This window comes from Streptomyces glaucus, assembly GCF_039533365.1.
GTDB classification, from domain to species: Bacteria; Actinomycetota; Actinomycetes; order Streptomycetales; family Streptomycetaceae; genus Streptomyces; species Streptomyces glaucus.
In genome coordinates, this window is the sequence record NZ_BAAATK010000004.1 from 70,980 (window position 1) to 89,868 (window position 18,889).

Consider the following 18,889-nt stretch of genomic DNA (forward strand, 5'->3'; position numbering starts at 1 on the left):
GTCGACGGGCGGCGTCCTCGCGGCGGAGACCGCCCGCCGCACCGACCTCGTCCGCGTCCTCTCGCTGACCCCGGTCGACGGTCTGGTCACCACCGACGCCGAGACCGTCACCCGCGTGCTCGCCGCCCGCCACGCGGTCGACCCCATCGACGTGGTCACCGCGCAGCTGGAGCTGAGCGCCGAGGCCGTCGCCGTCGCCTGCCGGGAACCGGGCCTGTGGGGCACGGCGACCGAGGGCGTCCTCACCGCCCGCCGCAAGGACCGGTGCCGGGACGCCCTGGCCGCGGCCGGGCTCGCCTCCGCGCGCCACGCCCTGGCCGAGACCGAGGAAGCGGTGCCGGCCGCGGCCGAGGAGATCGGCTGCCCGGTGGGCCGGGCGGCCCCCGGTCACCCGGTGTGGATCCGGATCAACCCGGGCTTCGGGCACGGGCACAGCCGCAAGACCAACACCGGTGGCGAGCACAGCAAGGACGGCATCTGGCACGAGCACCTCCAGGAGAGCCTCGCCCTGGTCGACCGGCACGGGCTCGACCTGGTCGGCCGAGGTCCGGGCCCAGAAGCCCGTGGGCAGCAACTACTTCGTCCTGGTCGACGCCGGCTTCGACGACCTGATGCGGCCCGCGATGTACGGCAGCAACCACCGGGTCTCGGTGCGCGGCGCCGACGGCGCCTTCCGCGGCGCGGACGCCCGCGACACGGTCCTGGCCGGCCCCCTGTGCGAGTCGGGGGACGTCTTCACCCAGGTCGAGGGCGGCGACGTGGAACCGGTGCCGCTGCCCCGCACCGAGATCGGCGACCTGGTGGTCTTCCACGACACCGGCGCCTACGGCGCGAGCATGTCGTCGAACTACAACTCCCGGCCGCTCATCCCCGAGGTCCTGGTCGACGGCGCCGAGACCCGCCTGATCCGCCGCCGCCGGACGATCGCCGAACTCCTGGCCCCGGAGCTCGAGCCCCGGCCCGGCCCCGGCGCCCTCCCCTCCGGAGCGGGTCTGTAGCCCTGCTGGAGCAGGACTGACGCAGGCGTACACCGCGGTAAGAGGGCGGTTCACCATCCGTCCCACCCCCAGGGCGCCTTCGCACGGTGTCCTCCGCCCGCTGACCGGCCTCGCAGCCGCCGTGGCGGCGCTGGGGGACGGGGCAGCGCCTACGGCACCGCTGCGGCTCCCACGGGGTGGCCGGAGCCGTCGGCCCTACCGGTTCGGACAGCGCGTCCCCCATGGTCACGAAGCCGATGACCCTGCCGCTCCCGCCGACGGCGGCGGCCAGATGACGGTCCTCGGCGCGCAGGGCTGCGAGGGTGTGGTCCAGCGGAGTGTCGATGCGTACGCGGGTGACCTTGTGCAGGGGCGGGAGGAGAGGGGCACCCCCGTCGCACGCCCGCACGTCTCGGGCGCGGCCCCACTGCAGTGAGCTCGTCGCCGCGCTCGACCTCGCAGGAGCGTGTTTCTCGGTCGTTTCGCTGCGTGCCCGGGCCGGCCGTGCCTCTCCCGGCCTGCCGCACCCCTACGCTTCTACTCGCTTGTAGAAGGCCTGTGGCGGGGCCGGGCCTCACACGCGCGGAGGAGGACACGCATGGCTTCGATCGACCTGGGCAGGGCGCTCGACAGGACGTGGGCGGACAAGAGCCTGCCCGAGATCCTGGCCGCTCCGGTGGGGGCGCTCAAGGGTGTCTCCGGCCGGGACGGCGAGCTGCTCCAGGAGGCGTTCGGGGTCGAGACCGTAACCGGCCTGGCCGAGTCGAAGTACGTCCGCTGGGCGCAGGCCCTCGCCGCACCGGACGCGGCCGAGTAGGCCCGCCCCCGCGCCCGTCCCGGCGCGCGGCCCCGCACCCGAACGAGACACACGCACGCACGCACAAGGGGTGGGCGCCACCATGTGTTCAAACGACTGCTCGGATCACTGGGTGCGGGCGGACCCGCCGTCGACATGGTCCTCGACCCGGGAGCCGCCCGCCCCGGCGGCCCGCTGACCGGCCAGGTCCACCTCGACGGCGGGAACGCGGACTTCGACCTCGAGCACATCGCCCTGGAACTCGTGGCGCGGGTCGAGACCGGGCACGGCGAGGGCGGGAGCGAGGGCGTCGTCGCCTTCGAGCGGTTCACCGTCGGCGGAGGCTTCCGGCTCGGCGCGGGTCAGCAGCACAGCGTCCCGTTCACCGTGATGCTGCCGTGGGAGACGCCGATCACCGAGCTCCACGGGCAGGGCCTGGGCATCGTCCTCGGCGTGCGCACCGAGCTGGCGGTGGCCGGCGCCAGGGACAGGGGCGGCCTGGACCGGCTGAACATCGCCCCGCTGCCCGCGCAGGAGGCGATCCTGGAGGCCCTCGGGCAGCTGGGCTTCGGCTTCGAGTCCGCCGGCCTGGAGTACGGGCGCATCGGCGGCGCCGGCCAGCAGCTGCCGTTCTACCAGGAGATCGAGCTCACCCCGGCGCCGCGGTACGCGCACCAGGTCAACGAGATCGAGGTGACCTTCCTGGCCAACCCGGGCGGCATGGAGGTCGTCCTGGAGGCCGACAAGCGAGGCGGCTTCTTCTCCGGCGGCCACGACGCCCTGACCCGCTTCACCGTCGGCCACCACGACTCCCGCGACTGGAACACGGAAGTCGACGGCTGGATCCGCCAGTTGGTCGAGCACCGGGCGGCGCACGGCTCCCACGGAGCCCACGGTCACGGCGACCCGTACGGCGGGCAGCACGGTCACGGTGATCACCACGGCGACCATCACCGTTCCGGCCCCGGCACGGGCACCGCCGTCGCCGCGGGCGCCGCCGGACTCGCGGTCGGTGTCGTCGGCGGCATGGCCGCGGCCGAAGTCGTGGACGAGGTCGGGGACTTCTTCGAGGGCGACGAGGAGGACGAGGGCCGACACCGGGCCGTCCCGGCGGAAGGCGAAGGGCGCGGAAGCGGGGAGCGGAGGCACGGGCCTCCGCTCCCCGCTGATAAATTCTACAGTGCTGTAGAAGAAATGTTGTCCGGAGCGACCGACCCGGGCGCTCTCCCGACCCGTACGGAGTTCTCATGGCCCTGTGGGACCGCCTCAAGGAGTCCGCATCGACGATGCAGGCCCAGCTCATGGCGAAGAAGAACGACCTGAAGAGCGGCGCCTTCCGCGACGCCGGCATGGCGATGTGCGCACTGGTTGCCGCCGCGGACGGAACCGTCGACCCGTCCGAACGGCAGCGCGTGGCCCAGCTCATCGCCACCAACGAGGTGCTGCAGAACTTCCCCGCCGACGACCTGCGCCGCCGTTTCGAGGAGAATCTCGACAAGCTCACCGCCGACTTCGACTTCGGCAAGGTGAGCGTCATGCAGGAGATCGCCAAGGCCAGGAAGAAGCCCGCCGAAGCCCGGGCCGTCATCCAGATCGGCATCGTCATCGGCGGCGCCGACGGCGACTTCGACAAGGACGAGCAGGCCGTGGTCCGCGAGGCGTGCTACACCCTCGATCTGCCGCCCCACGAGTTCGGTCTCTGACCGACCCGCACCGCGCGTCCGGCCGGCGTCTCCTCGGCGCCGGCCCGGCTTCCCCCGGGGCGGGTCCAACGCCGTCCCCGCACTGCTCCGAGCGCGACAGCGAAGCCTTCCGCCCGTCAGGAGACCATGTGACCGCCCCACTGCGCCTGCACCCGGAGGACAGGGCGGACTTCGAGGCGGTGCTGCTGCACCCGACACTCGGCGCCGCGGACATCCAGAAGGAGCTGCGGGCCGACCCCACCGGCCGGGCCACCGCGCGCCTGCGCCTGCGCGCTCGGGGACGCCGAGGAGACGGCCGCAGCGGTCCGCGTGGAGTACGGCACGTACCTCGCCTTGCGCACGCCGACACAGCCGGACCCGCCGCCCCGCCCCGACGCCCGCAGCCTGCTACCCGTCCTGGCGGCACTCGCCCCGCTCGCCGCCGCCGTGTCCGCCGCAGCCCTGCGCGCCCTCGGCTGCCTGCTCCGGCTGCCCGGCGCGGAAAGCCCCGCCCGACTCGCTGATCACCGCCGGATGGACCCTGACGCTGATCGCGGGCGCCGGCGCTCTCCTCGCCTTCGCCGCGCTGCCGGGAACGGCGGCACGCGGCAGCGACGGGTCCGCGCGGCCGGCGCGTCCGCAGCGGGCACGGCCGGACTGGCACCAGGCCCTGCTGGACCGGGCATGCTGGACCGGGCCATGCTGCCCTGCCCGCGCCGGCAGCCGCGCGAGGACCCGATCCCGCGCCGTGCCTCTCCGCCGGATGCCCGCACCTCCTCCTCCCGCGGCAACCCGCACCACCAGCAACCCCAAGGAGTATCCGCCCCATGTCGGTCGATCTGGGCAAAGGTCAACAGATCGGCCTCGGTGAGTCCGACGGCACCGCCCTGAGGCCCGTCCGTATGGGGCGGGGCCGGCAGGCCGCACCCCGCAAGGGCTTCCTCGCCAAGCCCACCGGGACGCGGGAGATCGACCTGGACGCCTCCGCCGTCTCGCGCCGTGCTCCAGGAACGCAGTCCACAGCGGCGCCAGGCGCCGGCCTCGTTGCGCTTCCTGCGACTCGTCGAGGGCGGGGGAGGGGGCGCGGATCTCGAGGACGTCGCTCTCGAATCCGGCGAGGGCGCCCCGCTCGATCACCTTCGGCAGCCCCAGCTCGGTCAGCCACGACCTGTAGGTCTCGAAGTCCTGGCCCATCGACGCAAGCTCCACCTCCTGCCCGCCCGCGCCCTTCCGCGGACGGGGCGAGACCAGGAGCGGATCGGACTGCCGCGGTCACGGACCGCGGAGGGCGGATCCTTCACGCTGCCGTCCGGGGCCAGCCGCCCGGCGGGCGACGCTGCGGTCACGGCCCGGGTGGATGCCGCCCTGCGGGCCGCCCAGGATCTGCAGTCCGCAGAGCGAACCGGGAATGCGACGTGCGGGGCCTGTCTCCCGTGAGACGGGAACCAAGCCGGCGCGGGGTTTTGCGGTGGTCACATCGCGGCGTGGTCGCAGGCTCGGGCGGCGACACCGTAGTGCACGTTTTCGTCCCGCAGGATGTCGTAGCACAGCATCCAGTCGCGGTGCCCGTGGTAACAGGCGTAGAAATGTTCGGTCTTGAAGGTGTACCCCTGGCTTTCCAGGTAGGACAGGCAGGAGTCGGTGTCGGCATGGGCGGCGGGGGCGGTGAGGAAGGCGCCGGAGACGGCCAGGGCGATGCCGGAGAGGACGGTGGCCATTTCGCGGATGAACCTCATGGGAAGACCTCCAGATGGCATTTCGCGTCGAGGGCTGCTCTGTTCTGCGGGCATCCATGCCTCGGGGATTCCGGATGAATCCCGGCCGGGGGAGGCGTGCGGGAGCACGTCGCCGCGCAGGAGGTGTCTCACCGCACGCTCTGTGTGTGGATGATCGTGTCCGTCACGGCCTTTTCAGGTCCGACCCGCCCCTGCTGTTCTCGGACGGGACCGCGCATTGCTTTTCCTCCCGGACTGGCCGCCGTTCACCGACGTGTCACGCCGGAGCCGCAGCCCACGGGGCCCGGCGCCAACGGCGTCGTCCGCGTTGTGGTCCTTCGCGGACAGGGGTGTCCTGTGTCCGGTCGTCGCCGGTGGCGACCGGTGCCGCGCGATGCCCATGCCGGGGCCGGCTGGGAGGGCCTGGGGCCCCGCGTGCGTGTAGTCGCAGCCGCTGGTTCACAGCAGGCGCCACTCCTGGTACGGCCGGTCGGCGCTGCAGGTGCGCTGGACTGCGCCGGCGCCGTTGTGGATGCCGCCCCCCCCACGACCTCCAGGCACTTGCCGCTGTGACGGGCCTCCAGCTTGTTGCTGAGCGGAGCGGCGCTCGCGGGTGCGGCCGATCCGGCGGTCGGCATCGTCACGCTGAGCGCGAGGACGGACAGGCCGGCGGCGAATGCTCGCCTGGGTGTCTTCACGGTGACCTTCTTGGAAGCCGTCCCTTGGGCGGCTGAGTCATCGCTTTGTACAGCGGAAAACGGCAGGGTGTATAACCCGCAGAGGGTAGTCGCATTTTCTTCCCGCATTGTCTTCACGTGGTCGTACGATGCGGCGCATCGAAGAAAGCGCGCCCGTATGGATCCGCCGAGTCGGCGAAATCCGGCCGGGTGCAGGGGGGGCGTCAATTTGCTGTCCGGGGCGCTCGGTCGGACGGGTTGCGTGAGCGGTCTGTTTCAGGTGCTCTTCCGCCGGTCCGCGGTGTGACGTCCGCTCAGTGTGGGGCGTGTGCGTTTCGGCTGCCCGGTGCGGGAACGTTCTTGCGGGTGGGACGGCATGTGCCTGCCGCGGGACATGGGGTCCAAACGCGTCGGCGGCGCATGGCCGGAAGGTCGGCAGCCGCTTTCCGGGAATTCCGATGTGCGCTGTTCTCTCGGTGTCGTCCGCGGCCCGCGCAGTTCCGGCGCAAGGGGAGCAGCCGGGGCCGTGCAGCGTCGTCGACACTGCCCGGCCCCAGGTGCGCCGCAGCAGCCCGGCAGCATGTTCGCGGGCGCTGGGCGGGAGCTGGTGATCGCGCCGGACGCGGCCTTGCGGAGGCGCGCCGCGCGCTCCCCCTGGAACGGAACACAGCCGGGCAAGACGCGTTCAGCGGTTTGAAGCACAGGCCCTTCAGACCGTCGCCGTCCGCACCGAGGGCGGCCGGGTCACCGTGGAGCGGGGGAGGCCTTCTGTGCCCCACCGGTCGCCCCAGGGGGCCGATCCGTAGGTGAGGCTGATCCCTTGGAGTGGGCACCCTGGCCATGGATCCTGATGCTCCTGGGGGGGATGTCCAGGTGGGACGCCGGTCTCCGTACCCGGAGGAGTTCCGGGGGGATGCCGTCGCGCGGGCGGCGGCAAGCGCACGTACGCGGCCGTGGCCGCCGAACTCGGGATCACCGGAGGGACACTGCGCACATGGGTCCGCAAGGGCACCGGGGCGAACGTGCCGGCCCTCCGGGGCGGGAGCGGCCCCGGAGGGCCAGGCCGATGAGCCGGCCCGGCCGCGGGCCGAGAACACCGGGCTTCCGAAGGGCGGGAAGGAGTGGCAGCTGGAGCGCGAGATCCTGCGCCGGACGGCCGCCTGCTTCGCCGGGGAGGCGAAGCGAGGACCCGCCGCTGGGAGTTCACCTCCGGCCGCCGCGCCGGCTTCGGCGCCGAGCGGCTGTGCCGGGTCCTGGGGGCCTCCCGTTCCGGCTGCTGCCGGCACCAGGCCACCGAAGAGGCCCGCGCCGAACGCCAGGCTCGCGAGGCGGCGGCAGTCGCCGAAATCCGTGCCCCTCACGCCGAGCACCGGGGTGCCTACGGCGCCCCGCGCGTCCACGCCGAGCCGAGGGCCCGGGGACGGGAGGTCAACCGCGAACGCGGGACACGGCTGATGCGAGTGGACGGCGTCGTCTTCCACACGGACAGGGGCGTCCGATACGTGAGCCGGGCCTTCGCCGATGCCTGCCGGCGGCACGGCATCCGCCGAAGCACGGGACGCGTCGGGTCCAGCTGTGACAACGCCCTCGCCGAGTCGCTCCACCAGGACTCGGACGGGAGCCGCTGCACGGACGGCGCCGGACGTCGAAGGCGCGGGCCCGCCCGGAAGCGTTCCGCTGGATGCCGTACTGCGACCGACGCCGCCGCCGGCCTTCCGCACTCGGCTGCCTCACACCGGCCGAGTCCGGACGCGGGAACTTCCGGTGCGGTCCGTGGTGCCGGACCGCCGGGCGCCGCGGGACGCGGACGGCGGAGGAACGGAGGAGGACGGGACCGCGGTGCGGGTCCCGTCCTCCGGGGTGCGGTCCGGCCCGGCCGGTGCGCGGGTCAGGCCGGGACGGGCGTCCCGTCGTGCGTCCCTTCCGCCAGCTGCCGGTTCAGCTTCTCGCCCTCGATGTCGAGGTCGGGCAGGGCCTTGTCGACGGGCTGGGGCAGCCACCAGGCGGCACGGCCGAGCAGCGACATCACCGCCGGAACCAGCGTCATGCGGACGACGAAGGCGTCGATGACCACGCCGACGGCGAGGGCGAACCCGATGGATTTGATGATCGGGTCGTCCATCAGGACGAAGCCCGCGAACACGGACGTCATGATGAGCGCGGCGGCCGTGACGACGCGGGCGTTGTGGCCCAGGCCGCTGACCATGGCCGCCTGCGGGTCGGCGCCGTGGACGAAGTCCTCGCGCATGCGGGAGACGAGGAAGACCTCGTAGTCCATGGCGAGGCCGAACAGGATGCCGATGAGCAGGATCGGCAGGAAGCTCACCAGCGGGCCGGGGGTGTCGACGCCCACCAGGCCGGCGAGGTGGCCCTCCTGGAAGATGGCGACGGTGATGCCGAAGGTCGCGCCCACGGTGAGCAGGAAGCCCAGGGCCGCCTTCAGCGGTACCAGGACCGACCGGAAGACCAGCATGAGCAGCAGGATGGACAGGCCCACCACCAGGAGCAGGTACACCGGCAGGGCGTCGGCGAGCTTCTGGGAGACGTCGATGCCCAGGGCGGTCGCGCCGGTGAGGGCGATGTCGGCGCCCTCGATGTCCGCGACCCGGTCGCGGATGTCGTGGACGGCGTCCTCGGTGGCGGTGGCGGTCGGGCCGGCCTCGGGGATGATGGTCAGCAGCGCGGTGGTGCCCTGCTCGTTCAGCTGCGGCGGGGCCACGGTCAGGATGCCGTCGGTGTCCTTGATGAGGGCGGTGGTCTTCTCGGTGGCCGCCGCGGTGGACCGCGCGTCCGCACCGTTGACGACGGCGACGAGACGGCCGTTGAAGCCCTCGCCGAAGCCCTCGGCCGTCAGGTCGTACGCCTCGCGTGCGGGGGAGCCCTCGGCGGCGGTGCCCGCGTCCGGCAGGGCTATGCGCATGTCCTGGGCCGGGAGGGTGAGCGCGCCCAGTCCGAGGACGCCGACGACCAGGAGCGGGACGCGCAGCCTGGTGACGAGCCGGCCCCAGGCGAAGCCGAGGCCCTCGGCGGCGGAGCCGCCCGCGGCGGCATACCCGTCCGCGTGGCGCTGCTTGCGCGGCAGGATCCTCTTGCCGGCGAAGGAGAGGAAGGCCGGCAGCAGGGTGAGGGCGACCAGCACGGCGACGGCGACGGTGCCCGCCGCGGCCAGGCCCATCACGCTCAGGAAGGGGATGCCCACGACGGAGAGGCCGGCCAGGGCGATGACGACGGTGGCGCCGGCGAAGACGACTGCGGAGCCGGCAGTTCCGGTCGCGCGGCCGGCGGCCTCCTCGGGCCGGACTCCCTCGGCGAGGTACTGGCGGTAGCGGGAGGTGATGAAGAGCGAGTAGTCGATGCCGACGGCCAGGCCCAGCATCAGCGCCAGAATGGGGGCGGTGGAGGTCAGTTCGATGAGACTGGTCAGGGAGAAGAGACCGGCCATGCCGGCCGCGACGCCGATCAGCGCGTTCAGCAGGGTCATGCCGGCGGCGACCAGCGAGCCGAAGGTGACGACCAGGACCACCGCGGCGACCAGGACGCCGAGCGCCTCGGTGGAGCCGACCTCCACCTCACCGCCCATGACCTCGCCGCCGTGCTCGACCCGCAGGCCCTCGGCGTCGGCGCCGACGGCCTCGTAGGCCGCCTTCTGCTCGTCGGTGACCTCGTCGGCGGCCTTGTCGAACTGCACCTGGATCAGGGCGTAGCGGCCGTCCTGGGAGACGGAGCCGGTCCGGAACGGGTCCATGGCGGCGGTGACGCCGTCGATTCCGGAGGCCTCCTTCACCAGAGGCGCCACCGCGGCGGGGGCCAGCTTCTCGCCTTCGGGCGCGGCGACGACGATGGTGCCGGTGGCTCCGCCGGCCTGCGGGAACTGCCGGTCGAGGTCGTCCAGCGCCCGCTGGGACTCGGTGCCCGGCATGGAGAACTTGTCAGTGGTCGGGCCCATCAGGGTGGCGGCTCCGGCACCCAGCAGGGCCAGCAGGAGCAGCCAGACCGCGACTATTCGGCCTCTTCTGCGGAAGGAGAACCGCCCGAGCCGGTACAGCAAGGTCGCCATGGAGGAGAGGTCTTTCCGTTAGGGGTCAACTGGGGGTGTGGTCGAGCGTCCGCAGCGCACTGCGGATCATTTCGGCGCGCAGCACCTCGTCCGGCGCCATCTCGTCGTCGGCGGCACCGGTGATGAAGACGGCGCCCAGCACCATCCACGCCGCCACCCGGGCCGGCGCCTGCTGCGAGCGGCCGGCCAGCGCGTCCAGCAGCCCGTCCGCCAGTTCCATGACGTTGAGGTCCTGGTGGCAGGACATTTCGGCGATGTCCTCGAAGAGGAGCCGGATCTCGCGGCGGAACCGCAGCGTCAGGTCGACGTACCCGACGACGGTCTCCTCCACCAGCCGGCCGCCCTCCAGTCCGGCCACGCGGTCGAGCAGCGTGGCGAGGGCGTCCCGGGCCGGGGCCAGCAGCTCGATGAGGATCTTCTCCTTGCCGGCGAAGTGGTAGAGGAGCGACGCCTTCGAGCAGCCCGCCTCGGAGGCGATGTCCTGCAACGAGGTGCCGCGGAAGCCGTGCACGGCGAACAGTCGCAGTGCCGACTCCAGGATCTGGCCGCGCATGGCGGAGGCGGAACGTGCCATGCTCCCCACCTTAACTGTCCGATCGGTCAGAACTGACCGATCGGACAGTGTGTCGTTGTGACGTGCGTCACTCTTTCCGTCCGGGGCTTGTCCGGGCGCGCGCCTGGCTTTCGGCCCGCGCGCGGAAGCGCCGGTCCCCGGGGGAGCGGTGCCGCGGCGTCGGCGCCGTACACGCCCCTTTCGCGGCCCGTGACCGGCGGCGTTCGCGTCGGAGGCCGGACAACCGGCCGGTGGTCGCCCGCGACGACCCGTTCGAGCTGCCGGTCCGCCTGAACGGCCGGCTTGCGCTCGTCGCCACTCGTGGAAGACCTCGGGTGTCCGGGAGCCGCGTCGGCCGGTTCCGGGCGGGGGAGCGCGGGACACCGACGCTCTCGTCGGCGGGCCGCCGCAGCCACTGGCGGAGACGGGCCCACCGGGTGGATCACGGAACCGCACCGGAACACCGGATGCCCCGGCCTGGTCCTGGGCGGAAGGCACCGCTCCCGGGCCGGGAGCCTCCGGCGGCGGCAGGCACGGAACCGGGAGCGCTCGAAGCGGCGGGAAGGGGGTATGCGGAAGTGACCCCGTCCCATCGCAGGAAAGGTGTGCTTGTCCCATGGCAGAGACCCGAGACGTCGTCGAACTCATCCTCCAGGACCACCGGCGCATGGAGGAGCTCTTCCGCCGGATGCGGAGCGTCGAAGCCGACCGCGCGGCCGCGCTGCAGGAGTTCGCCGGCCTGCTGATCGCGCACGCACTGGCCGAGGAGGCCAAGGTCTACCCCGCCCTCAAGCGGTACAGGAACATCGACGACGAAGAGGTCGAGCACGGCGAACACGAGCACGAGGAGGGCAACAAGGCCCTCCTGGCTCTCCTCGAGGTCGAGGAGATCGGCTCCGAGGAGTGGGACGCGAAGCTGGAGGAGCTGGTGAAGGCCGTCACCCACCACGCGGACGAGGAGGAACGCACCATCCTCAACGGAGCGCGGGAGAACGTGGCGATGCAGCGGCGGGAGGAACTGGGCGCGGTGTTCCTGGAGGAGCGGGAGCGCCTGCTGAAGGCCGGCTGCGGTTCCGTGGACCATGTGCGCCGGATCGTCGAGTCCTGACCTGCGCCCGTTTCCCGGGCCGTGCGCGCCATGGCCAGCCCGAGGGTCCGCCACTCGGAGACGGGGCCCTGGTGACCACGGCGAGGAGCTTGCCGTCGTCCACGTGGAAGGCCGGTGAGCTGTGCCCTGCCCGCGCCGGCCGATCGGCCCGGCCGACCGGCGGCGCGGACCTCGCGGACCGCACGCTCGCGGAGCTCATCGGGGTGTTCACGGGGTGCTGCCATGGTGCTGGTGGTGCTCCTTCGCCAGGACGGTGATCCTGGCATCAGGGACTCCACGAAACCCGGTACGGCTCAGCTTGCCGAACCGCCGCGGGCCCGGCCCGGTGAACGGGGCTGTCCAGGACGGCTCCGGCGCCCTGATCACACCCGTCACGGCGAGATCGTCCCACCTGTGACCAGCAGTTACGGGACAGTCCTCAGTACCAGGCGGTCTCCGCCAGGCGCTGGTTGTCGCAGAACAGCACCGCCTTGCTCTGCCGACCGTTGAGATTGTTGATCACCTTGGTGTAGGCGTAGTCGATGCCCGGGTCGACCGTTTCGAGCACCCACACGATCCCGGAATCGGTGAGGCGGTTGCTGTGTGCGGCGCAGCCCTGGGGCGCGTTCTCTATGCGGGCGAACGAGCCGCAGCCGGGGCTGTAGAAGTACTTCAGGGTGATGGTGCGCCCGGCGTAGACCGCCGTCTTCGTCGCCCCGCCGGGCACACCGGGCTGGTAGTAGCTCCCCGAGCAGGAGGTCTGCTCGGGGTAGAGGCCTTCGTTGGGGAGCGTGCCGTAGCCGACGCTCTGTATGGGGGCTGCCTGGGCCTGAAGCGGTGTCAGCGCCGCCAGGCCGAACGCGAAGGCGACGCCGAGCAGCGCGCGCCACCCCCGGCGGCCGGTTTCCCGGTCGGTCTCCCTGTTCCGTCTCGAGAGCACGTTCGTCTTCCTCCTGCAGATCGAGATGCGCGAGGTGCCGTCGGACCGTTCTCCAGAGTGTTTGCCGACGTCCTGAGCCGCCAGGTATTTCCAGGTCATCCCAACGGGCGGGTCGGTGGCCTGCCGGGCCTGCAGGAATGGCTGAATCCACCCGCGAGGCCTTCAGCGGCGCTCCCGTCGGCGATGCGCCACAGGCACACCGGTGACCAGCGGAGCCATCGGTGCGCGGCCGGGACGAGTGCGGCGACCTTGTCCCGGCTGAAACGAGGTCGGGGGCCGGCACGTACGTCACGAACATGCCGTACGTGCCTGAACGGCCCGGAGACACCTGCCGGGCCCGGGCCGGGGGAGCCATGTGCCCCACACGTCCGACGCCCGTCTTCCACCCGGGGCAAGAAGTCCTGACGAAATGATTTTCGAGGTGATCGGATCACTCCAGGACCGACGATCCGGGGAGCCGGGCGGCACGGTCGAAGCCGTGGGAAGCGAAAGCCCTGAACTTCTCCCGCGCGGCGGCCGACGGCTCCCGCATCCGGGCGTCGAAGGGGGAGCCAGGACCGGACGAAGCCCTGTTGACCGGGGCAGGACGGGCAGCAAGCATCATCTGATCACTGACGTGACCGGCATCCCGCTCGCTGCCGCCTTGACCGGTGGCAACCGCAGCGACGTCACCCAACCGGTCCCGCTCCTGCAGGCCGTGCCGCCGGTGCGGGGCAAGCGCGCCCGGCCCCGGCGCCGGCGCCGCCCGGACGTGATCCTCGCTGACCGCGGCTACGACCACGACACATACCGCCGTCTGGACCGGGCCCTCGGCGTGAAGCCACTGATCGCCCGTCGCGGCACCGAACACGGCTCCGGACTCGGCGCCCAACACTGGGGCGTCGAGCGCGCGTTCGCTCACCTGCACTGGTTCCGCCGCCCGCGGATCCGCTGGGAGATATGCGACGACATCCACGAAGCCTTCCGCACCCCCGGATGTGCTCTCGTCTGCCGGAAACGACCGGTGTCACTGCACGCGCAGCAGAGACCTGCGGCTTCCCGCCGGCGCTCTGGCACGGGTGGCAGCTGAAACCCGCTTGCGCAGTCGCCCGGCGAGCCGATGTCCAGCGCTCGAAGGACAAGCAGGACACGATGACCGCCCGCGGTTCGTTGAACGAGTTCTGCTGGATGGACCTGAAAGTCCGCGACCCGTCCGGCACCGCCGCCTTCTTGTCGGAGGCACTGGGCTGATGCTTCGCGATGGATGGGAAGGACTGGCGCCAGGGCACCAAGACAACCGTCGACGGATACCGGATCGGCAGTGTCAGCGACCTTGCGCACCCGGTCCATCCGCCGGACACGCCCGCCCACGTCGCCTACTGCCTGGCCGTTGACGGCGTCGATCGCCGCACTGAAACCGCGACCGCGAACGGCGCGCGTCTTGTCGTGGCTCCCTTCGACGCGGGTGGTCAGGGCCGTACGGCGACACTGATCGACCCGGCGGGTGCTGCCTTCTCCCTGTGGCAACCCCATGAGTTCACCGGGTGGAAGTTCCCGCCCCGCTTGGTGGGCGCCCCGCGCCACCGCGTTGTCCGGACCTGCGAACACCAGGGCAGGCCCGTCCTCGCCGGGCGCGCCCGCATCGGGGCCGGTCCCTGGGCCACCACACCGATCAGACGTCTTCCGCACCAGGACCTCACCGCGATCCAGCGGATGATCAACCGGGCCCTGTCAGCGGCACGAGCACCGGTCGAACGAAGCGTCGCGGGACTGAAATCCCGGCGGATCCTCCGCAGAGCCCGCTGCGGCCCCAACCGCGTGACCGTCACCGCCGCTGCCGCCCTCACCCTGGAGAGGCGACGTCGAAAACGCTCACTGCTCGAGGCCGCTCGCCGTCTGTGACAGCGGGCGGCCCGGTTTCCGGCCGGTCACGGATGCAGCGATGAGTTTTCACGGCCCGGAGAGTCTCACCACCGTTGTCGACGACAGAGGAGGACCACGTGGCTCAGCTGCTGAGAGTTCAGAATTTCAACGTCTCGAGTGACGGCATCGGTGCCGGTGAGGACCAGAGCCTTGAAAGTCCGTTCGGCCATGCCGTCGACCCGGCGATGCTGTTCGCCTGGGCCGGGGCCACGGCGAGCTGGCCCATGCGGACCGATCCCGGGGGGAGCCGGGGCCTCGACGACTACTTCACGCGGGACTACGCCCGCAACATCGGTGCCGAGATCATGGGCCGCAACAAGTTCGGACCCCAGCGCGGGCCCTGGCAGGACCATGAGTGGCGCGGCTGGTGGGGGGACGAGCCCCCGTTCCACACCCCGGTGTTCGTCATGACGCACCACCGGCGTCCTTCGTTCACGCTGTCCGACACCACGTTCCACTTCGTCGCCGGCGACCCGGTCGCGGTCCTGGAGCAGGCGCGGGAAGCGGCGCGGGGCAAGGACGTCCGGCTCGGCGGCGGGGTGACCACCATCCGGGAGTTCCTGGACTTGGACCTCGTAGACACCCTGCATGTGGCGGTCTCGCCGGTGAGGCTCGGGTCCGGACTGCGACTGTGGGACTCGCCCGAGGAACTGCTCGACCGGTTCCACCTGGAGGTCGTGCCCAGTCCGAGCGGCGTGACGCACCACCTGTTCTGGCGGAAGTGACCGTGCCTCAGGGCCGGCCCCGACCGGCTCGTTCACCAGCTTCGTGGCCAGCGTGCAGCGGACCCGGTAGCCCTTCATCGCGGCCTCGGCGCCCGGGGCGATCGGCATGTGCGACTCGCCGGTGCCGGAGTCGCCGATCGAGCGGAGCGGCTGACCCTTCCTGATCCGCTCGCAGCCGGCGAGGGTATCGACGGCGGCCGGGCCGATGGCGGGGGTGGCGTCGAAGTCGAAGGTCCGCAGCGACTTCTCCCTCGAGAAACCGACTGCCCTGATCCGCCGTTCCGAGCGGCGGCTGTGCCCTGCCGTCAGCAGGGCGTGGACAGCGGCGTGTTGGGCCCGGGTGCGGCCGGCGAACCGGTGTCCTCATGGCCAAGGCGGGGCGGACGGGTCCGTGACCAGGGCCGGCTCGGGTTCGGGTTGGGGCGCTGCGGGTATCGGGACGCGCAGGCAACGATGGTGCTGGGCGACGCGTCGTTCGGCGGCCTCGCTCAGGTTGTGCCGGAGCTGCCACCGGTCCGCGACCTGGACCGCCTGCGGCGCTCCGGAAGCGGCGCCCCCGGCGAAGAAGAGCGCGCGGTCCCGGCGGACGACCTCGACCCCGGGCCGCCGGGCGAGCCGGGCGGCCCGGCTGGACGCGCCCCGGTCCGGGAGCAGGTCACCGGACGGCGGGTTTCGACGTCCACCAGGGCGGTGCCGTAATGGTGGCCCCTGCGGATGGCGTACGCGTCGACGCCGACCCCCCGCAGCACGGGCGCCTCCGGCTCGGGCAGCGCGTCGACCAGGCGCAGGACCGTACTCCGGCTGATGGACACGCCGCGAACGGCAGCCAAGCGGGCGCCGGCCCGGCCGGCCAGGACAGGGCCGACCGCAGCCAGGGCCGACCGCAGCCGCTCGGTGCGCCGGCCGTATCCGCGGGTCAGGCCGGATATCTGGTACGGCGTCGGCGAGCACAGCGACACCAAGTACGGCGAGCGCTTCGGCGAAGGCACCCTCGCGGGCAGGAAGGCACTGCTGTCGGTGACGGTCGGCGGCCCGGAGTCGCACTACGCCGCTCGCGGGATCAACGGCCCCATCGACGATCTGCTGTTCCCGATCCACCACGGCATCCTCTACTGCCCGGGCATCGAGGTGCTGCCGCCGTTCGTGCTGTACAGCGCCGACCGGATGACCGGCGAGGACTACCCGGACGTCGTCAAGGCCTGGAAACAGCGCCTGCTCACCCTGGAGTCGACCGATCCGATCCCGTTCCGGCGGCAGAACTTCGGCGACTACGAGATCCCCTCGCTGCAGCTGAAGGAGGGACTGGAGCCCGCGGGCCGCACGGGCTTCGGGCTGCACGTGCGCGGCTGACCGCCGGCGATGGACAGGGGAGCCGGGGCGCGAACCCGAGGAGCAGCCCGAGGTCCGTGGCGGCCGGCTTCAGCGGCCTCGACGCTCCTGGGAATGGGGGGAGTCACCCCGGCAGACACACGGATTGTTCAGGCACAGGGAACCCCGCCTGGCCTAATCGGCTGTTCGGGATGTGGATGCGGGTGGCAGCGTCCCCGACCGACTCGTGTCCGCAGCGCGGGGCGGTGCCGCGGCCCGCACGCGGTTCACCGTCACGGCTGTCGGCGTACGGGCGAACGTGCACCGTCGAACACGGATGAAAGTGCGCCGTTGCCGATGCCGCGACGTCGGTGCCGAGCGAGTCCTCCGCCGTCCCGCACGTGGTCGACAATGAGCGCATGGACGTCCCTGGGCTGCTCGAATCGGCCTCCCTGCTGGTTCCGGAAGAGACCGCTACCGGGAACGACATCACGGTGCGGGACATCTGGGACCACCTCGCCCACGACGAGTGGGAGATCGCCCTGGGGCTGCTGGAGGAGCTCGGGGACGCTCGCGCGCTGCCCCCGGCGTTCTGGGAGAAGCTCGCCGAAGCGGCTGAGCAGTTCCAGTTCGGGCGGAGCGCGGCTTGGTGTCATTGGCGGTGCTCCGAGATCCGCAAGGGCATGATCCGGGCGGCCCTGACGCTCCGTCCCGCTGCCGAGGCCCGACGCACGATGCCGATCCCCGGCGCTGGTGTTCTGCGACCCATGTGGGACATCGGACACCTCTCACCCACCGGGGGACGTGCGGTCAGCATCGCCTCGCTCCGGGCTCCAGAACGTGCCCGTTCCGGAGCCCGGCGGACAAGCCACGGTTCGCCTCGTGCCCCTCACGCCCTCCCACTGGACGCATGTCCGGCCCGGCCGGCGGCGAGGCAAGGGGGCCGCAGGAACGGATCAGCCCTCGTCCCGTTCACCGTGGCGGAGATCAGACGCCTGCTGGACGCTCTCCTGTCCCACCCCCGCCCCCATCAGGACAGACCCCCGCACGTCCTGAACCGGTCCCGCTGGCGCAGACGCCACCAAGCCACAGCCCGGCGCTGCCACTGCCGAGGAAGAACCGGCCCAGAACACGGAATTTCACTGGAGCACCAGGAGACATGGCCGGCTGCGAGGCCGGCGGGCACCCCGGAGCCGGGCACCTGGGAGCCTCGCGGCCAACAGCCGCGAGCGGCGCAACCCGGTCTCAGGCGTTGTCGTCGGTGAGGAGGCCGCCCGCGCCCGCGGCACCGGTGAAGGCCAGCTCGGCGAAGCGTTCGCCGATGCGGCGGTGGGCGGCGGCGTCCGGGTGGAGCTGGTCGGGCAGCGGCAGCTCGGCGAAGTCGGCCTCGCCGTAGAGGTCGCGGCCGTCGAGGTAGTGCAGGTGGGGGTCTTCGGCCGCCCGCTGCCGCACGATGCGGGACAGCTCCTCACGGATGACGCCCAGCGTCAGTTTCCCGGCGGCGCGTTCGGCGGGGTCGCCGGTGGCCCGGAACCGCAGCTTTCCGGAGCTGAGCGCGTCGAAGTCGAAGGCGCTGGGGCCGGGGGTGTCCTCGTGGATGGGGCAGTGGAGGGGGGAGACGACCAGCAGCGGTGTGGTGGGGTGTCCGTCGCGGAGGGTGTCGAGGAAGCCGTGGACGGCCGGGCCGAAGGCACGCAGCCGCATCAGGTCGGCATTGACCAGGTTGATGCCGATTTTGAGGCTGATCAGGTCAGCGGGGGTGTCCCGCATCGCGCGGGCGGTGAACGGGTCGAGCAGGGCGCCGCCGCCGAAGCCGAGGTTGATCAGTTCCACGCCGCCGAGGGAGGCGGCCAGCGCGGGCCAGGTGGTGGTGGGACTGGCGGCGTCGGAACCTTGGCTGATCGAGCTGCCGTGGTGCAGCCACACCTTGCGGCCCCGGTCCGGTACGGGCTCGACGGGGGCGTCGGTGCGCAGGGCGACGAGTTCGGTGGTCTCGTTGTGCGGCAGCCAGATTTCGACGTCCTTGGCGCCGCCGGGCAGGTCGGTGAAGCGGAGGGTGCCGGCCGGGCCGGGCCGGTTCTCGACGGCCCCGGTGGCCATGTCGATGGTCAGGGTGTTGCCGCCGGTCACGGTGGCCCGGCCGGTCGGACGGCCGTCGACGAGCAGGTCGTACACGCCGTCCGGGCGGGGCGGGGCGCCCGCATAGATCCTTTTGGTGGGCAGCGTGTCCAGTTCGACGGCGGTGGCCCGGGTGCGGAAGGCCAGCCGTACACCGGACGGCTGGGACTCGGCCATGGCGAGCTGTCCGTCGGTGCACTGCGCTCGGGCCCGCGCGGGCAGCCGGTGCGGCAGCAGGCCGCGCCCGGTGCGTTCCAGGTCGAGGACGCCGCGCAGGAGGTCCGGGGTGATGGGCGTGGTGATCCAGGCATGCTTGGCGGGCATGGTTTCAGCCTCTTGGTCGGGGGATCGG

At 72.1% G+C, this 18,889-nt stretch carries 11 protein-coding genes and 10 pseudogenes; 12 read left to right on the plus strand and 9 right to left on the minus strand.

Annotated features, from left to right (window positions below):
* Positions 1 to 394: 394 nt before the first annotated feature.
* A pseudogene (locus ABD363_RS04350) lies at positions 395 to 481 on the plus strand (hypothetical protein); the annotation flags it as partial.
* Positions 482 to 563: 82 nt separating this feature from the next.
* Positions 564 to 998: a hypothetical protein gene (locus tag ABD363_RS04355; protein WP_344600011.1), complete on the plus strand. Its 435-nt coding sequence runs from the start codon at positions 564 to 566 to the stop codon at positions 996 to 998.
* Between the two features lie 175 nt (positions 999 to 1,173).
* Here the strand turns inward: ABD363_RS04355 and ABD363_RS32745 are convergent.
* Positions 1,174 to 1,347: pseudogene (locus ABD363_RS32745) on the minus strand (CBS domain-containing protein); the annotation flags it as partial.
* Between the two features lie 228 nt (positions 1,348 to 1,575).
* Here ABD363_RS32745 and ABD363_RS04360 point away from each other — a divergent pair.
* From ABD363_RS04360 to ABD363_RS04370, 3 genes and pseudogenes are all read left to right on the plus strand, one after another.
* On the plus strand, positions 1,576 to 1,794 hold the full coding sequence (locus tag ABD363_RS04360) for a hypothetical protein (RefSeq protein WP_344600012.1): 219 nt from the start codon (positions 1,576 to 1,578) through the stop codon (positions 1,792 to 1,794).
* 84 nt (positions 1,795 to 1,878) lie between these two features.
* Positions 1,879 to 2,865: pseudogene (locus ABD363_RS04365) on the plus strand (sporulation protein); the annotation flags it as partial.
* A 155-nt stretch (positions 2,866 to 3,020) separates the two neighbouring features.
* Complete coding sequence (locus ABD363_RS04370; RefSeq protein WP_344600013.1) at positions 3,021 to 3,476, plus strand: tellurite resistance TerB family protein; 456 nt, start codon at positions 3,021 to 3,023, stop codon at positions 3,474 to 3,476.
* Between the two features lie 972 nt (positions 3,477 to 4,448).
* Here ABD363_RS04370 and ABD363_RS04375 read toward each other — a convergent pair.
* Together ABD363_RS04375 and ABD363_RS04380 are read right to left on the minus strand one after the other, a co-directional pair.
* Positions 4,449 to 4,709, minus strand: a pseudogene (locus ABD363_RS04375) (hypothetical protein); the annotation flags it as partial.
* Between the two features lie 218 nt (positions 4,710 to 4,927).
* Complete coding sequence (locus ABD363_RS04380; RefSeq protein ID WP_344600014.1) at positions 4,928 to 5,191, minus strand: hypothetical protein; 264 nt, start codon at positions 5,189 to 5,191, stop codon at positions 4,928 to 4,930.
* Positions 5,192 to 6,906: 1,715 nt separating this feature from the next.
* On the opposite strand from ABD363_RS04380, the pseudogene ABD363_RS04385 reads away from it, so the two are divergent.
* Positions 6,907 to 7,591 (plus strand): annotated as a pseudogene (locus ABD363_RS04385) (IS3 family transposase); the annotation flags it as partial.
* A gap of 144 nt (positions 7,592 to 7,735) precedes the next feature.
* On the opposite strand, the gene ABD363_RS04390 reads toward ABD363_RS04385, so the two are convergent.
* The gene (locus ABD363_RS04390) at positions 7,736 to 9,904 is read right to left on the minus strand and encodes an MMPL family transporter (protein ID WP_344600015.1); all 2,169 of its coding nucleotides are present in this window, start codon (positions 9,902 to 9,904) and stop codon (positions 7,736 to 7,738) included.
* Positions 9,905 to 9,929: 25 nt separating this feature from the next.
* Positions 9,930 to 10,478 carry a TetR/AcrR family transcriptional regulator gene (locus tag ABD363_RS04395; RefSeq protein ID WP_344600016.1) on the minus strand — a complete coding sequence of 183 codons (549 nt, stop codon included), beginning with the start codon at positions 10,476 to 10,478 and terminating at the stop codon, positions 9,930 to 9,932.
* Positions 10,479 to 11,073: 595 nt separating this feature from the next.
* Between ABD363_RS04395 and ABD363_RS04400 the strand changes: the two genes are divergently transcribed.
* The gene (locus ABD363_RS04400; RefSeq protein ID WP_344600017.1) at positions 11,074 to 11,565 is read left to right on the plus strand and encodes a hemerythrin domain-containing protein; all 492 of its coding nucleotides are present in this window, start codon (positions 11,074 to 11,076) and stop codon (positions 11,563 to 11,565) included.
* Positions 11,566 to 11,859: 294 nt separating this feature from the next.
* Here ABD363_RS04400 and ABD363_RS04405 read toward each other — a convergent pair.
* Both ABD363_RS04405 and ABD363_RS04410 read right to left on the minus strand, forming a co-directional pair.
* Positions 11,860 to 11,940 (minus strand): annotated as a pseudogene (locus ABD363_RS04405) (IS5/IS1182 family transposase); the annotation flags it as partial.
* 43 nt (positions 11,941 to 11,983) lie between these two features.
* Entirely contained in the window at positions 11,984 to 12,484 is a 501-nt protein-coding gene (locus ABD363_RS04410) for a hypothetical protein (RefSeq protein ID WP_344600018.1), read from the minus strand.
* Between the two features lie 485 nt (positions 12,485 to 12,969).
* Between ABD363_RS04410 and ABD363_RS04415 the strand changes: the two are divergent.
* The 3 genes and pseudogenes from ABD363_RS04415 to ABD363_RS04425 form a co-directional block, all read left to right on the plus strand.
* Positions 12,970 to 13,553, plus strand: a pseudogene (locus ABD363_RS04415) (transposase); the annotation flags it as partial.
* Positions 13,554 to 13,723: 170 nt separating this feature from the next.
* Positions 13,724 to 14,365 carry a VOC family protein gene (locus tag ABD363_RS32535; protein WP_425577937.1) on the plus strand — a complete coding sequence of 214 codons (642 nt, stop codon included), beginning with the start codon at positions 13,724 to 13,726 and terminating at the stop codon, positions 14,363 to 14,365.
* 98 nt (positions 14,366 to 14,463) lie between these two features.
* Positions 14,464 to 15,111: a dihydrofolate reductase family protein gene (locus tag ABD363_RS04425; protein WP_344600019.1), complete on the plus strand. Its 648-nt coding sequence runs from the start codon at positions 14,464 to 14,466 to the stop codon at positions 15,109 to 15,111.
* Between the two features lie 6 nt (positions 15,112 to 15,117).
* Here the strand turns inward: ABD363_RS04425 and ABD363_RS04430 are convergent.
* Positions 15,118 to 15,402 (minus strand): annotated as a pseudogene (locus tag ABD363_RS04430) (ATP-binding protein); the annotation flags it as partial.
* A gap of 642 nt (positions 15,403 to 16,044) precedes the next feature.
* Between ABD363_RS04430 and ABD363_RS04435 the strand changes: the two are divergent.
* Together ABD363_RS04435 and ABD363_RS04440 are read left to right on the plus strand one after the other, a co-directional pair.
* Positions 16,045 to 16,461, plus strand: a pseudogene (locus ABD363_RS04435) (NAD(P)H-dependent oxidoreductase); the annotation flags it as partial.
* A gap of 377 nt (positions 16,462 to 16,838) precedes the next feature.
* A pseudogene (locus ABD363_RS04440) lies at positions 16,839 to 17,475 on the plus strand (hypothetical protein).
* Between the two features lie 189 nt (positions 17,476 to 17,664).
* On the opposite strand, the gene ABD363_RS04445 reads toward ABD363_RS04440, so the two are convergent.
* Positions 17,665 to 18,861: a GDSL-type esterase/lipase family protein gene (locus tag ABD363_RS04445; RefSeq protein ID WP_344600020.1), complete on the minus strand. Its 1,197-nt coding sequence runs from the start codon at positions 18,859 to 18,861 to the stop codon at positions 17,665 to 17,667.
* Positions 18,862 to 18,889: the final 28 nt, after the last annotated feature.